The following is a 14,391-nucleotide window of genomic DNA, read 5'->3' as shown; positions in this document are numbered from 1 at the left end:
GATGGGGGCTGTGCTGGCTTAGCTGCGTCGCTCGACGATATAGCGCGCCAGATCACGCAGCGGCTCGGCGGCCTGGTCGAACGGGCGCAGGGCATGCAGGGCCTGGTCGCGCAGTTCCAGGGCGTAGGCCTTGGCCGCGTCGAGGCCGAGCAGGGCCGGGTAGGTGGGTTTGTCGTGGGCCTGATCCTTGCCCTGGGTCTTGCCCAGGGTGGCGGTGTCGCTTTCCACGTCGAGGATATCGTCCTGCACCTGGAAGGCCAGGCCGATGGCGCGGGCGTAAGTGTGCAGGGCTTTTAGCGCGTGGTCGTCGGCCTGGCCACTGGCCAATGCGCCGAGTTGCACGCTGGCTTCGATCAAGGCGCCGGTCTTGTGCCGGTGCATGATTTCCAGGGCGCTCTGGTCGAGCCGCCGGCCCACCGAACCGAGGTCGATGGCCTGGCCGCCAACCATGCCGGCCGGGCCAGCGGCGCGGGCCAGGGTGCTAAGCATGGCCAGGCGCAGTTCGGCGTCATGCGGGTTGTGTGTGGCATCGCTGAGTACTTCAAACGCCAGGCTTTGCAGGCCATCGCCGGCAAGAATCGCGCAGGCTTCATCGAAGGCTTTGTGGGTAGTCGGCTGGCCGCGGCGCAGGTCGTCATCGTCCATCGCCGGCAGGTCATCGTGGACCAGGGAATAGGCGTGGATCAGCTCCACCGCGCAAGCGGCAGCATTGGCGCGCGCAGGCTCGCCACCGAGGGCTTCGCAGGCGGCATACACCAGCAGCGGGCGCACCCGCTTGCCGCCGTTAAACAGGCTGTAGCGCATGGCGGCGTAGAGGCGTTCCAGCTCCGGGCATGGGCTGCTCAGCAGAGTCTCCAGGGCCGCATCGACGCGGCGTTGGCAGCTGCTCTGGTAAGCCGCAATCATGCCTGCTGATCCGCGTCGAAGGGGGCTTCCTCCAGCTCGCCGTCGCGTTCCATCAGTATCTGCACTTTCTGTTCGGCCTGGGCCAGGGCGCTCTGGCAATCGCGGGTCAGGCGCACGCCTTGTTCGAAGGCGGTCAGTGAGTCTTCCAGCGACAGCTCGCCGTTTTCCAGACGTTCGACCAGGTTCTGCAGATCGCTCAGGGATTGCTCGAAATCGAGCGCGGCTTTTTTGCGGGCGGCCATGGCGGATATCTCGGGCGGATCGGGGAATCGGAACCGGCGCGACACTAGCAGAGCCATGCCGTGCGGGCAAATCGCGGGGCGTGGGGCAGGGCTGGCTGTCAGTCGATCCCGCCATAACCGCGTGCCATCAGCACCGCTAATAATGGGATGGCCAGTAGCAGCAACAGTTCCAGGCGAATCACCATGATCACCAGGCGCGCCTTGGCTGGGCTGACCAGTGGCACCTCGCCGGCCTTGAGGCTATTGCGCCAGTTGAGGAAGACAAAGGTCGGCACCACGGAAATCAGCCCGACCAGAATAAACAGGCCGACTTTGGCGTGAAACAGGCTGTTGCTCAGGTAGTAGTCCAGGCCCTTGCCGTACCACAACACCCGCGCCAGACCGGTGAAAAGCACCACGCCGGCGCAGATGCCGTAGGCGATGTCGGTGATGATCAGGCTGCGTGCGCGGCGCAGATCCAGCGGCAGTTTGAATTGCACATGCTCGATACTGAGCAGGGCGAACAGCAAAAAGATCGACAGGTAATGCAGGTAGGCGGCAATGGCTTGGCCCATGGGAGCATCCCTTCAGGTGGTTGATATGCAACTGGCGAGTTCGACCCGATTACGGCCATTGCCCTTGGCCTGATACAGCGCCTGGTCGGCGCGGTTTAGGGTGGCCGTCGGTGCTTCTTGAGGGCCGCGCAGGGCTGCGCCGACACTGATGGTCAGGTTGAGTTGCAACTCGTCGATGGCCACCGGCTCCTTGTTCAGGGCGCCGCGAACACGCTCGGCAATTTGCAGCAGTTCATGTTGATCATGCACTTGCAGCAGCACCACGAACTCCTCGCCGCCGCTGCGCGTCACTACATCCTGCGGGCGCACCGCTGCGCTGATACGTCGCGCGGCTTCCCATAGCACCTGATCGCCGATGGCGTGGCCGTGGTTGTCGTTGACCTTCTTGAAGTAGTCGAGGTCGCAGAACAGCACGCCGAGCTGCAGGCCCAGGTCGGCGGCCTGCTCCTGCTGCCGCGGTAGAAAATGGTTGAGGCCGGCGCGGTTCCACAGCTGGGTCAGCGGGTCGAGCATGACCTTGCGTTGTTCACGGCTTAGCGCCGCGCGCAGTTGCACGGTCTGCGCGCTGACGTGACGCAGCTTCAGGTAGCCCTCGACCAGGGTGGCCATATCGATAAGCAGACGCACCTGCTGCTCGTTCAGGCGACCGGGACGCGGGTCGAACAGGCACAGGGTACCTAGCGCCTGACCTTCCTCGGAGAGCAGCGGCTGCCCGGCATAAAAACGGATGTGCGGGGTGTTGATCACTAGCGGGTTGTCATGAAAGCGCAGGTCGTTGTGAGTGTCTTCAACGATAAAGGGCTGGGTGCCGAGGATCGCGTGGGCACAGAACGAGATGGTGCGCGGGGTTTCGTTGAGCTCCAGGCCGATGCGCGATTTGAACCACTGGCGATCATGGTCGATCAAGCTAACCAGTACGGTCCTGACCGCGAACACATCGCGCACCACCCGCACCAGGGTGTCCAGATAGGGGTCGGCAGGCGTGTCGAGCAGCTCTTGGTCATCGAGAGTCTGTTGGCGCAGCGCTTCATCACAGGGCATTTCAGGGCTGAGCATGGGAGGCTCCGGATTGGCTGGGGGCGAACCATCGATCGTCACGGGTCAGACGGTAAGCATAGCCACCCAGGCACAGGCTGCGCAGCCCCATAAAGCTCAGAAAAGCCAGCCATAGGCCCTGGTTGCCCAGCGGTTGCAGGCTCCAGGCCAACGGCAAGCTGAGCAGCAGCGCCAGCAACATGGCGTCGCGCATCTCGCGGGCACGGGTGGCGCCGATAAACAGCCCGTCGAGCAGGTAGCCCCACACCGCGATCAGCGGCAGCAGGGCGAGATAGGGCAGGTAGGCGAACGCCGTCTCGCGCACCGCCGCGATAGTGGTCTGCAGGCTGATAAACCAGTGCCCGCCGAGCAGAAAGAACAACGCAAAACCCAGGCTGGCGAGCAGTGACCAACCGCCGGCGACGATCAGCGTTCGCCGCAGCGCATGGCGATCCCGGGCGCCCAGGGCATGTCCACACAGCGCCTCGAGGGCGTGGGCCAGGCCGTCGAGGGCGTGGGCGGCGAGCAGCAGGCCGTTGAGCAGCAGGGCATTGGCCGCCACCGTGGCATCACCCAGGCGCGTGCCCTGCACGGTGATCAGAAAGAACACCGCCTGCAGCGCCAGGGTGCGAATAAAGATGTCGCGGTTCACCGCCAGCAGCGGTCGCCAGCTCAGCCAGCGGCGCAGCGCCGCCCAGTCCAGCGTGCCGGCATAGGCGCGCAGGGCACGGCGTGCCAGATACAGGCCGAGCAGGGCACCGCTCCATTCGGCAAGCACCGAGGCCCAGGCCGCGCCGGCCACGCCCCAGTGCAGGCCGAGGACAAACAGCAAATCGAGGGCCACATTCAGCAGGTTGCTGGTCAGCAGAATGGCCAGCGGCCCGCGGGCGTTCTGCGTGCCCAGCAGCCAGCCAACCAGGGCGTAAGTGGCCAGCGCCGCCGGCAGGCCGAGCAGGCGGATATGCAGGTAGCTGCGCGCCAGCTCATCGAGCTGCGCCGAGGGTTGCATCAGGCTCAGCGCGGCGCTGCTCAGGGGAATCGCCAAGCTGATCAGCAACATCGCCAACAGCACGCCGAGCAGCAAACCCTGCAGCAGCACCTGACGCAGCGCGCCGCCATCATTGCGCCCGGCGGCCTGGGCACTGAAACCGCTAGTGCCCATGCGCAGAAAGCCCGCCGCCCAGGCCAGCAAGGTGTACAGGCTGCCGCCCACGGCCACGGCGGCCAATTGGTGGGCGTGCGGCAGGTGGCCGATCACCGCGCTGTCGACCAGCGCCACCAGTGGCACCGAGAGGTTGCAGAGGATCATCGGCGCGGCCAGCGCCCAGACCTTGCGCTGAGTCGGGCGGTGCTGCCAGGCGTCGAGCAGTGCGGACATGGGCGCTCCGGAAAAACGCCGATTATAAGCGCAGCCCAGTTGATAGTGCGGTTTCGCCTATACAGGCCTCGCCATAGCAGCAAGGGTTGCAGAGGCCGGCCGCTGCACGGGAGCGGGCTGGCTACACTGAACTCAGGGGGTAATGACTGCGTATGGCGCAGTCGAGGAGGTGGTTATGCACATGGCACAAACCCTTGAGCGCAACCTGCAGCGTGCGCACTGCCAGTACGAGCTGCTTGCGCACGATATAACGGCGACCAGCCTGGAGTCGGCCCGCAAGGCGGGTATTCCGGCCGCACGCATGGCCAAGTCGGTGATCCTCGACGATCGCCGCGGGCATTACCTGATGGCCGTGTTGCCGGCCAATCGCCAACTGGACCTGAGCAAGGTACGCAAGGGCCCGCGGCGTTGGCAGCTGAGCGGCGAACAGGCGCTGGCCAGGCTGTTCAAGGATTGTCAGCGCGGTGCGGTGCCGGCCATTGGCGAGCTCTATGGCCTGGACATGCTGATCGACCCCATGCTGGTCGGCCAGCAGGATATCTACCTGGAGGCCGGGGACCACGAAAGCCTGGTGCATATGCCGGTCGATGAGTTCTTCAGGCTGGTGCCCAATGCCGAGATCCGCGAACTCTGTGCTTGAGGCTTGAGGCCTAGGAGCCGCGGTCTGATCCGGCATTTCGCCGGACGGCGGAGAGTTGTGCGCTGCTCGTGGCTTTGCCGGTGGCCCGCTCGTCGGCCGCCGGGGGCTCGACTATAGTGTGTGGCTGCATCTACCACCCTTGTTGGAGCCCGCAATGCCGAAGAATGGACTGCTTCTGGCACTTGCCCTGAGCCTGCTCAGCGCCTGTGATTCATCCACCCCTGGGCCGGCCGAAGTGACGGCGACCCAACCCTCCCCCGTGAGCAGCGAGGCGGCCAAGCCGGCGCTCGAGCGCAAGGCGCTGGCCGAGCGTTACGCCGGCCGCGAACTGACGGTGGTGGACGTTTCGGAAGTGCAGCTCGATGGCGCCAGCACCCTGTCGATCAGCTTCTCGGTGCCGCTCGACCCCGAGCAGAAGCTCGCCGAGCGCCTGCACCTGGTCGACAGCAAAGACGGCAAGGTCGATGGCGCCTGGGAACTGAGCGACAACCTGATGGAGGTGCGCCTGCGCCACCTGGAGCCGCAGCGCAAACTGGTGCTGACCGTGGATGCCGGTCTGCTCGGGCTGAACGGCAAGAGCCTCGCCGCCGAGCAGGTCACCCGCCTGGAAACCCGCGACCTGCAAGCCAGTGTCGGCTTTGCCAGCCGTGGCTCCTTGTTGCCCACACGCCTGGCCGAAGGCCTGCCGGTTATTGCGCTGAACGTCGACAAGATCAATGTCGAGTTCTTCCGCATCAAGCCCGAGTCGCTGCCGGCCTTTCTCAACCGCTGGGGCCGTTCGAGCAACCTGGATAACTGGGAAGCCCGCAGCCTGCTGCCGATGGCCGAGCTGGTCTACGGCGGCCGCTTTGACCTGAATCCTGCGCGTAACACCCGCGAAACCCTGCTGCTGCCGATTGCCGGCCTGCAGCCGTTCAAGCAGCCCGGCGTGTACCTGGCGGTGATGCGTGAGGCTGGCAGCTACAACTACGCGCAACCGGCCACGCTGTTCACCCTGAGTGATATTGGCCTGTCCGCGCGGCGCTACCAGAACCGACTCGATGTGTTCACCCAGGCCCTGGCCGGCGGTGATGCCCTGGGCGATGTGCGCCTGGAAATTCTTGATGGCGAAGGCCAGGTGCTGGCCGAAGGCAAGACCGACAGCGCCGGCCATGGCGAACTGCCGTTGCCGCCCAAGGCCGAAGTGCTGCTGGCCCATCAGGGCGAACAGACCAGCCTGCTACGCCTGAACACCGCGGCGCTGGACCTGGCCGAGTTCGACATTGCCGGGCCCGTCGCCCACCCGTTGCAGTTCTTCGTGTTTGGCCCGCGTGACCTTTATCGCCCCGGCGAAACCGTGCTGCTCAACGGCCTACTGCGTGATGCCGATGGCCGCGCGGTAAAAGCCCAGCCGGTAAATGTGGAAGTGCGCCGCCCGGATGAGCAGGTCAGCCGCAAATTCGTCTGGCAGGCCGATGATGCCGGCCTCTATCAGTACCAGCTGCAACTGGCCGATGAGGCGCCGACCGGGCGCTGGCAACTGCTGTTCGACCTCGGCGATGGCCGCCAGCAGCTGTATGAATTCTCCGTGGAAGACTTCCTGCCGGAGCGCATGGCCCTGGAACTCAAGGGCAGCGATGTGCCTTACAGCCCGGCAGAAAACGCCCGCTTCGAGGTCACCGGGCGCTATCTGTATGGCGCGCCAGCGGCGGGCAATCGCTTAAGTGGTCAGCTCTATGTCCGCCCCCTACGTGAGGCGGTGGCGAGTTTGCCTGGCTATCAGTTCGGTTCGGTTACCGAAGAAGAGCTGAGCGAGGACATCGAGCTGGATGAAACCAGCCTCGACGAGCAGGGCAAGGCCAGCCTGGATATCGAAAGCCGCTGGGCCGATGCCAAATCGCCGCTGCGTCTGATCCTGCAAGCCAGCCTGCAGGAATCCGGTGGCCGGGCGATTACCCGGCGGATTATCCAGCCGGTCTGGCCGGCCGAGCGTCTGCCCGGTGTGCGCGGGCTGTTCGATGGCGAAGAAGTGGACGCCGACAGCCTGGCCGAGTTTGAAGTGCTGGTGGCCGATGCGCAGGGCAATAAGCTGGCGGCTGACCAACTCAGCGTGCGCCTGATTCGTGAACGGCGTGACTACTTCTGGAACTTCTCCGAAAGCGATGGCTGGAGCCATAACTACACCGAGAAATTCCTCACCCTCAATGAAGAAACTCTTAAGGTCAGCGCTGGCGGTACCGCCAAGATCAGCTTTCCGGTGGAGTGGGGCCCATACCGCGTTGAAGTGATTGATGCGCAAACCGGCCTGCTCAGCAGCCTGCGTTTCTGGGCTGGCTACCGCTGGCAGGACAACGCTGACGGCGGTGCGGTGCGCCCGGACCAGGTCAAGCTGGCGCTGGATAAACCGGCCTACGTCGATGGCGACACCGCCCAGGTCACCGTCACCCCGCCTTCTGCGGGCAAGGGCTACCTGATGGTGGAGTCCAGCGAAGGGCCGTTGTGGTGGCAGGAAGTCGAGGTGCCGGCCGAGGGCAAGACCTTCGACATCCCGATTGCCAAGGACTGGGCGCGGCATGACCTGTATGTCAGCGCCCTGGTGGTTCGCCCTGGCGAACGCAAGAGCAATGCCACGCCCAAGCGCGCGGTCGGCCTGCTGCATCTGCCGCTGGAGCGTGCGCCGCGCAAACTGGCGCTGACCCTGACCGCTGCAGAAAAGATGCGTCCCAACCAGCCACTGAAGGTCAAGGTGCAGGCGCGCAACGCTGACGGCAGTGTGCCGAAACAGGCGCAGGTGCTGGTGGCCGCTGTGGATGTCGGCATCCTCAATATCACCGAGTACGCCACGCCCGATCCATTCGCCAACTTCTTCGGCCGTAAGGCCTATGGCGCGGATCAGCTGGATATCTACGGGCAACTGATCGAAGCCGGCCAGGGCCGGATGGCCAAACTGGCCTTCGGTGGTGACGCGGCGCTGGCCGGCGGCGGCAAACGCCCGGACACCAGCGTGCTGATCGTCGCGCTGCAGAGCCAGCCGCTGCAACTGAACGAGCAGGGCGAAGGCGAAGTCAGCCTGGCGATCCCCGACTTCAACGGCGAACTGCGGCTGATGGCGCAAGCCTGGACCGACGAGCATTACGGCATGGGCGAAGGTAAGACGCTGGTCGCTGCGCCGCTGATTGCCGAGCTGTCGGCGCCACGCTTCCTCGCCGGTGGTGATGAAACCACCCTGGCCCTGGACCTGAGCAACCTGTCCGGACGTGAGCAGAAACTCGATGTGCAACTGAGCGCCGCAGGTCAGCTGCGCCTGGCGCAGCATCCGGGCGCGGCAGTGGCGCCGATTACCCTGGCGGATGGTCAACGGACCATTCTGCGCATTCCGGTCACCGCGTTGGGCGGTTATGGCCAAGGGCGCTTCAAGGTCAGCGTCAATGGCCTGGCCCTGCCGGGTGAGGAGCTACCACCGTTTAGCCGTGAGTGGATCCTGGGCATTCGCCCAGCCTACCCGGCGAAGCTGCAGCACTTCCGCGCCGTGCTGAAAGACGAAGCCTGGCTGCTGCCGGCCAATGCACTTAGTGTTTTTGAAGCTGCAGGCCTGGAGGCGCGTCTGGCGATTTCCAGTCGTCCGCCGCTGAATCTTGGCGAGCAGATTCGTGCGCTTAAAGCCTATCCATACGGCTGCCTGGAGCAGACCACCAGCGGTCTGTATCCGTCGCTGTATGCCGATGCGGCCACGCTGAAACGTCTGGGCGTGGACGCCGAGCCGGATGAGCAGCGCAAGCGCTCCATCGAACTGGGCATTGAGCGTCTGCTGAGCATGCAACGCTACAACGGCAGCTTCGGCCTGTGGGGCGCGGACAGCGATGAGGAATACTGGCTGACCGCTTACGTCAGCGACTTCCTCCTGCGTGCCCGCGAGCAGGGCTTCGGCGTGCCGGAAGAGGCGCTGAAGAAGGCCAATGAACGCCTGCTGCGTTACCTGCAGGAGCGTCATCTGATCGAGGTCAACTACAGCGATAATGCCGAGCACAGCCGCTTTGCCGTGCAGGCCTACGCCGGTTACGTGCTGGCGCGCAGCCAACAGGCGCCGCTGGGGGCCTTGCGCAGCCTGTATGAGCGGCGCAGCGATGCACGCTCCGGCTTGCCCCTGGTGCACCTGGCCGTGGCCCTGGAGAAAATGGGCGACCAGCCGCGCGCCGATGAGCTGCTGACCGCTGGCCTGGCCCGTGGTCGTGAGAGCAACACCTGGCTGGCCGATTACGGCAGCCCGCTGCGCGATCAGGCGCTGATTCTGGCGCTGCTGGAAGAGCATGATCTGGCCGGCAATCGCCGCGAAGAGCGGCTGTTCAAGCTGGCCGACGAAGTGGCCGGGCAACAGTGGCTGTCGACTCAGGAACGCAACTCGCTGTACCTGGCCGGGCGCAACCTGCTGAGCAAACCGCAGCCGAGCTGGCGCGCGGCCCTGCAAAGCGGCAGCCTGGCCTTCGAGCTGAGCAATGCCCAGCCGGGCTTCAAGCTCGATGGCAGCGACCTTACTGCGCCGTTGAGCATCCGCAACTTGGCAAGTCAACCGGGTGATACGCCGCTGTACCAGCAGCTGACCCTGTCCGGCTACCCACGCCAGGCCCCGGCGGCGGGTGGTGAAAACCTCAGCATCTACCGTGAATACTTAGGCATGGATGGTGAGGCGCTGGACCTGAGCGACTTGCACAGCGGCGAGCTGGTGCTGGTGCACTTGGCAGTTTCTGCCAAGCAGCGGGTGCCGGATGCCCTGGTGGTCGACCTGCTGCCGGCGGGCCTGGAACTGGAAAACCAGAACCTGGCGCAAAGCGCCGCCAGCCTCGACGACGCCAGCAGCGCGGTGAAGGAGTGGCGTGAGTCGATGCAGAACGCGGCGATCAAACACCAGGAGTTCCGCGCTGATCGCTACGTTGCCGCGCTGGATGTAAACGGCTACGACACCACCCACCTGCTGTACCTGGCCCGCGCCGTCACCCCCGGCAGCTACCGCGTGCCGCCACCGCAAGTGGAGTCGATGTACCGACCGAACTGGCAGGCACTGGGCGAAAGCCCGGGACGTCTGGTGGTTAAAGAGCGCTAGAACGCACAAGGCCCGCCAAGTTGTTTAGCCAGTGTGACTTAGCTGATCAGGCCGCTTAGCAACCACAACCCCAGCACCAGCCAGATCACTCCGGCAATGATCGAGCGGCGGATAAAGGCGCGCACCGCCAGGTACAGCAGCCACAGGCCGGCGACCAGAACCACGATGCTGAGCAATGACGGCGTCACCCCAAGGGCCTTGGACATGCCCGTGATAAAGCTGCTGACCGCGCCGCTGAACAGGCCGAAAAAGCCGCTCAGGCCCTCGACGATAAAACGGATAAGCGAGCCGAATGCCTCGCCCAGTGATTCGAAAAAGCCTTCTACGCGCATCTACTAGCCCCAATCAGCCGAGTACCTGAATGGCACGGCGGGTTAATCTTCCGGACAGTCACGTTTGGACCATCGCAGAGGGTGGCTAGTGTGCCACTCCTGGAGCGGGTATGCAGGTCTATTGGGTTGCGGGCTGGGTGGTTTTATCGTTGCCACGGCGCATGGCTGGCACTTGGGTTAGTTCATGGTGCCCAGGCGTCGTCACTTGCGGGCAAGGCTTGTGCGATCCATTTTGAGCAGGCCAGGCTAAGCCGCGAGAAGGAAAAGTCCCTCTCGCGGCCTATTGTCCCAAACGTCAGACCGATAGAGTGTGATCGCTATCGCCGAAGTAGATGCGCACCATATCCATCGCTGGGGTGCCGTAGTTGCTCAATACCGCCACATCGGCGAAGTTCGTACCATTGGTGGCGCCATCGGTGTCCACCTGCACGGTGATGTCGCTGCCAGCCTGCACCAGCTGAACGAAGTCCGAAACCTGGCTACTGCCCGTGACGAAGTTGGCGTCCAGCAGCGCCGAGAGGTCGAGCGCGTCGCCTTCGGCGAAGCTGTAGTCGAGGATGCTGTCGCCACCATCGCCCAGGTTGAGGTAGGCGAACACGTCGGCTCCTGCTCCACCGCTGAGGGTGTCTGCCCCGCCGCGGCCGGCGAGGATGTCGTTGCCGCTGCCGCCACTGAGCACATCCGCCAGCATGCTGCCGACCAGCGTGCCGCTGTGGGCACCGGAGTAGCTGACCAGGGTGCCGGCCTCGCCGCCGGCGGCGACCTGGAAGTCGGCCGCCGAATAGTGGCCTAGCAGGCTCACCTCGGCGCGCTGAGTGCCGTCGTCCACCGTCAGCACGCCGCCGCTGCCATAGGCGTTGGTGCTGTAACTGAGTTGGGTGTTGGCGCCGAAAGCGAGATCGCCGAACACCAGCGAGTCATCGCTTTCCAGGCCGAGAATGCCGACCAGCGAGCCCGCCGCCTCGGCCTGTGCGATCACCAGCGTGCCTGCACCTCCGCCATAGAAGGCGACCGAAGCATGGGCGGCGCCAGCGAAGCTAAGGGTTGCATTGCCATCGATGGTGGCGCTGCCGTTGCCCGTCACGTCGGCCAGCAGGCGCAGGTCGCTGCCATTGGCCCACAGGTGGCCGGAGTTGTCGATCGCGCTGGCCACCGTCATGCCCCCCGCGCCCGTAGACTCCAGTGTGCCGCTGTTGACTATGGTGTTGTCCCCGGTGTCGATCACCAGGGCGTTGGCGCCGCTGGCCAGGATCAGCCCCGCATTGATCAGCACCAACTGCCCGGCGCCCAACTGGCCGGCGCCGGAGATGCGGTTGTCGACATTGGTCAGCACGGTGTCGGCGCTGCCGCCGAAAATAACGTTTTGCGCGCTGTCGGATAGCAGCACCTGGCCGCCTCCGGTCAAGTTCGCACCACGGAAGAGGATTTCCAGGGCGGTTTCGCTGCCGGTGGAGCCCAGCTCGATGCTGCCGCTGTTATGGATGCTGCCACCGAACGGCATGATCGCTCCGTCGGCAATGCTGATGGTGCCGCTATTGGTCGTCAGCGGGTCCACGTCGAACAGGAAGTTGGCCGCACCCAGGGCCGCCGCATCCACGCCCTTGATCGTGATGGTCTGGCCGGAGCCGATGCTGACCAGCGCATTGCCGTTTGCGTCGTTAGCGATGCTCAGATCAGCAAAGCCGGTGACGCCGGCGAAGCCGATCAGGTCGATCTTGTCCGCCGCCGCGTCGAAGCTGTGGATGACGTTGTTGCCGATCGGCTGGGCGAAGACGAACAGGTCGGCGCCGCTGGAGCCGGTGAGGTTGTCGTCGATGGACAAGGCGAAGATTGGATTGCCGGGGGCGTAGGCTTCGACGTTGTTGGCGATGAACATGTTTTCCGTACTGCCGTCGGCGTTGGTCCAACTCATGCTGACACTCAGCACCATGGCCCCAACGTGATCAGCAGGCGTGGTGACCGTCAGTGCGCTGGGGTTGTTGGTCAACACCGTCCAGGTGCCGTCACCGTTATTGGTGCCTGCGTTGAATGTCCAGCCGGTTGGTACACCGCTGATGCTGACCGTGACCGCGCCGACGTGATCGGAAGGATCGGTCAGTGCCAAGTTGATCGGCTCGCCAGCAGTACCAGCGGGGGCCAGTGAGTTGATGGTGCCAGATGCCGTTAACGCTACGTTCCCAGCAGCGTCTACAACATTTGTGCCAGTTTTTAGCGTAAGCGTCAGGGAGTTACCGCGATCCCCACCGTTGGCGGGAGGCGCTGAAACGTAGCTCACCGTCACCGTATAGTTTGCGCCGGATCCCGTAACGTTTGTAATCGTTGGGTTCGGAGGGGCGGTAAACGCAGTACCAGTCAGAACAAAGTCACTCGCATCCACACCGGTTACCGACTCCGAAAATACTACGGCGAAGGTAGCTGTCCCAGCAGTCACGTCCTTACTGCTGGATCCAGTAATAATCGCAGTCGGCGGCGTCGTGTCGTCGGCTACTGCCACCAGCGTTACCGTGAATGTTGCTGCCGCCGAATTCATCGTACCGTCGTTGACCGTCACGCTAAAGACGCGCGTACTCCCATCCACCGGCGTGTCCGAGGTGTTGTTGTACTTGAGCCCGTCCAGCAGCGCTTCGTAACTTGCCTTGGGCGCCTCTGTGGCGCTACCACCCGACCCGCTCAAGCTGGTGAAGGTGATGGTGCGCGTGCCGCTCACATCAGCGATCGCATACCGAAACACCGTACCACCCGCTGTCACCTCGCCCATGGCCGTCGTGCCCGTGATGTCGATGACGGTGCCACCAAACACCAGCCGATCGCCGGTCGCGGCGCTGACCGCTGACAGGCTGACTTTCAGGTTGGCCAGATTGGCCGAATCGACGTCGCTGATGTTTGTACCGCCCGCGCTGAAGAATACCGCATTGGCGCCAGTATCCGCCCCGGACACCTCGGTAAAGGTTGCGGTGTTGTTCAGCCCTACAGTGCCGGTGTTGAGATCCACCACCGGTGCATCGTTGGTGCCGGTGATGGTGATGGTCACGTCCTGGGTGGCGGTGGCGCCCTGGTCGTCGGTGACGGTGACGGTGAATACGGCGGTGACCACGTCACTTGCGGCGAGGTAATCCGGCGAGGCCAGGTCGAAGCTCCAGTTGCCGTCGGCATCGATGCTGAACGCATCGGCGATGGCGGCTTGCTGGTCGGCACTGAGGGCGATGCCAACGGCGCTGATGGTGCTGTCGGTGTAGCTGGTGGCTGGCGTATCGCCGCTGTCGATATCGCTGAACAGCAGGGTACCGCTGGTGCTGAGGGGCGCATTGGTTTCGGTCAGGTCGGCACTGGTGTCGGAGCCAGCGGCATCGATCACCGGTGCATCGTTGACCCCCAAAATCTTGACCGTCGCCGTGGCCCAGCTAAGCGTGCCGTTGCCCAGGCGGATGGCGTAAGTAAAGCTGTCCGTCAGGTAATCAGTCGCTGAAAGCTGCTGGTAGTCTAGGTTGTGTTGAAGGGCGCTGGCGTCATAGGCAACTTTGAATTTTCCGTCCGTCGAATCCCATTTGATCTCGATGCTTGCGCCATAAGCACTGATAGTCGGGTGAGTTAACTGAGTTAACAGGGCTGCTTGAATGTCAGCTGCTGTGGCTACGCTGCCATCGAGCATGCCGTCATCCAGTGAGTAGAGCGTCTTGGCCTTGCCGCCTAGATCATTCGCCATCACATCCAGATAGATGTAACTGAAACCTTCACGTACTAATGCATCGTAATAAAACATATCCCCGGTGGCTTGCGGGGTGTTGTTGAAAGAGACTGTGGAAATGGCCATGACGACTTCCTCTCTAAACAAAAACGCGGCTCGTTAGAGGCGCAGGTTATAGGTAACAACTTCCTTTTTACGTGGCCCTTGAACAACCCAGGTTGCTGGCAATGTTGAAGGTGGGGTGGCGACGCTTTCGACGATGGCAAGCCTCTCCCATGATCCGGCGGAAATAGCCCGTTCTCATTGCATATATAGCGGAAAGGCCTAGGCGGGTCGGAGCTGGGTTGAGAGTGGAATAGGGTGGCGTTGTGCAGCGAGGAAGCCCGCGAAGCGACGGGCTTGAAAAACTAAGAGCGCCCATGGCGGGACTCCTACAACAGTGATCAGAACCTTGTCTTCGGGTTGCCGACGCAGGTTGTGGTCGATGCCAGCTGATGTCAGTTTGATATTGTTGTAGGCGCCGCCAGAGCCGCTGTAAAGAC

The 14,391-nt window shown here is 63.6% G+C and carries 9 protein-coding genes; 2 read left to right on the top strand and 7 right to left on the bottom strand.

The features are described 5' to 3' along the window. Positions 1–18: 18 nt before the first annotated feature. The 5 genes from ispA to WA145_RS09730 form a co-directional block, all read right to left on the bottom strand. Positions 19–906 carry a (2E,6E)-farnesyl diphosphate synthase gene (gene ispA, locus WA145_RS09750; protein WP_422581390.1) on the bottom strand — a complete coding sequence of 296 codons (888 nt, stop codon included), beginning with the start codon at positions 904–906 and terminating at the stop codon, positions 19–21. Then, on the bottom strand, positions 903–1,148 hold the full coding sequence (locus tag WA145_RS09745) for an exodeoxyribonuclease VII small subunit (protein WP_422581389.1): 246 nt from the start codon (positions 1,146–1,148) through the stop codon (positions 903–905). The genes ispA and WA145_RS09745 overlap by 4 nt, the downstream gene beginning before the upstream one ends. 98 nt (positions 1,149–1,246) lie before the next feature. After that, positions 1,247–1,702: a DUF2214 family protein gene (locus tag WA145_RS09740; protein ID WP_422581388.1), complete on the bottom strand. Its 456-nt coding sequence runs from the start codon at positions 1,700–1,702 to the stop codon at positions 1,247–1,249. Between the two features lie 12 nt (positions 1,703–1,714). Then, positions 1,715–2,758, bottom strand: coding sequence for a diguanylate cyclase (locus WA145_RS09735; protein ID WP_422581387.1), 1,044 nt, complete (start codon positions 2,756–2,758; stop codon positions 1,715–1,717). Further along, a complete protein-coding gene (locus tag WA145_RS09730) occupies positions 2,745–4,115 on the bottom strand; it encodes an MATE family efflux transporter (RefSeq protein ID WP_422581386.1) in 1,371 nt (456 codons plus the stop codon). The genes WA145_RS09735 and WA145_RS09730 overlap by 14 nt, the downstream gene beginning before the upstream one ends. A 175-nt stretch (positions 4,116–4,290) precedes the next feature. Between WA145_RS09730 and WA145_RS09725 the strand changes: the two genes are divergently transcribed. Both WA145_RS09725 and WA145_RS09720 read left to right on the top strand, forming a co-directional pair. Beyond that, complete coding sequence (locus WA145_RS09725; RefSeq protein WP_422581385.1) at positions 4,291–4,755, top strand: aminoacyl-tRNA deacylase; 465 nt, start codon at positions 4,291–4,293, stop codon at positions 4,753–4,755. A 154-nt stretch (positions 4,756–4,909) separates the two neighbouring features. After that, on the top strand, positions 4,910–9,832 hold the full coding sequence (locus WA145_RS09720) for an alpha-2-macroglobulin family protein (protein WP_422581384.1): 4,923 nt from the start codon (positions 4,910–4,912) through the stop codon (positions 9,830–9,832). 38 nt (positions 9,833–9,870) lie between these two features. Here WA145_RS09720 and WA145_RS09715 read toward each other — a convergent pair whose 3' ends face one another. Together WA145_RS09715 and WA145_RS09710 are read right to left on the bottom strand one after the other, a co-directional pair. Continuing rightward, on the bottom strand, positions 9,871–10,164 hold the full coding sequence (locus tag WA145_RS09715; RefSeq protein ID WP_422581383.1) for a hypothetical protein: 294 nt from the start codon (positions 10,162–10,164) through the stop codon (positions 9,871–9,873). 295 nt (positions 10,165–10,459) lie between these two features. Then, on the bottom strand, positions 10,460–13,975 hold the full coding sequence (locus WA145_RS09710) for a beta strand repeat-containing protein (protein WP_422581382.1): 3,516 nt from the start codon (positions 13,973–13,975) through the stop codon (positions 10,460–10,462). Between the last annotated feature and the right edge of the window lie 416 nt (positions 13,976–14,391).

The organism is Pseudomonas sp. (genome assembly GCF_049301935.1).
GTDB lineage: Bacteria > Pseudomonadota > Gammaproteobacteria > Pseudomonadales > Pseudomonadaceae > Aquipseudomonas.
This window is presented reverse-complemented; position numbering and strand designations above follow the sequence as displayed.

What these genes read in the sequence shown, in the direction of transcription:
- ispA (WP_422581390.1), bottom strand. Translation starts at nt 906, where the DNA reads ATGATTGCGGCTTACCAGAGCAGCTGCCAACGCCGCGTCGATGCGGCC.
- WA145_RS09745 (WP_422581389.1), bottom strand. Translation starts at nt 1,148, where the DNA reads ATGGCCGCCCGCAAAAAAGCCGCGCTCGATTTCGAGCAATCCCTGAGC.
- WA145_RS09740 (WP_422581388.1), bottom strand. Translation starts at nt 1,702, where the DNA reads ATGGGCCAAGCCATTGCCGCCTACCTGCATTACCTGTCGATCTTTTTG.
- WA145_RS09735 (WP_422581387.1), bottom strand. Translation starts at nt 2,758, where the DNA reads ATGCTCAGCCCTGAAATGCCCTGTGATGAAGCGCTGCGCCAACAGACT.
- WA145_RS09730 (WP_422581386.1), bottom strand. Translation starts at nt 4,115, where the DNA reads ATGTCCGCACTGCTCGACGCCTGGCAGCACCGCCCGACTCAGCGCAAG.
- WA145_RS09725 (WP_422581385.1), top strand. Translation starts at nt 4,291, where the DNA reads ATGCACATGGCACAAACCCTTGAGCGCAACCTGCAGCGTGCGCACTGC.
- WA145_RS09720 (WP_422581384.1), top strand. Translation starts at nt 4,910, where the DNA reads ATGCCGAAGAATGGACTGCTTCTGGCACTTGCCCTGAGCCTGCTCAGC.
- WA145_RS09715 (WP_422581383.1), bottom strand. Translation starts at nt 10,164, where the DNA reads ATGCGCGTAGAAGGCTTTTTCGAATCACTGGGCGAGGCATTCGGCTCG.
- WA145_RS09710 (WP_422581382.1), bottom strand. Translation starts at nt 13,975, where the DNA reads ATGGCCATTTCCACAGTCTCTTTCAACAACACCCCGCAAGCCACCGGG.